General features: G+C 46.0%; 1 pseudogene. It reads right to left on the bottom strand.

From position 1 onward, the window contains the following. Nucleotides 1-359: pseudogene (locus AB9H30_RS19400) on the bottom strand (hypothetical protein); the annotation flags it as partial.

Below are 359 nucleotides of genomic sequence, written 5' to 3'. Positions count from 1 at the left end.
AAGGTTGTGGTGCTGCGGCCTTGCTTTATTACTTCGTAGTTGCCTATATAATACGTTGTCGTTGTCACATTATTGGTGGTCGACAGTTGCTTATAGCGCGCCCAGTTAGCATCGTAGTAAAAGTTTGCATTGGTGCCACCACGGTTGATGTTGGTGGGCTTGTTAAACACATTGTAGGTGACTTCTCTGCGGTTATTCGCATGGGTTTGGTTGCCTTTGTTATCGTAGCCAAAGGTTTTTAGCGTCCCGCTTTTAAGTCGCACCGAGCTTAATTTATTGGTGCCGCTTTGGTACTGATAGGCACTGCTGCTGTTTTGTGAGTAGTCGGTTTTCTTTAAGAAGTTACCTGCCGCGTCGTA

The organism is Glaciecola sp. SC05 (assembly GCF_041380235.1).
Lineage (GTDB): Bacteria > Pseudomonadota > Gammaproteobacteria > Enterobacterales > Alteromonadaceae > Glaciecola.
Note: the sequence above shows the minus strand (reverse complement) of the source record. Positions and strands in the feature narration are given on the sequence as shown.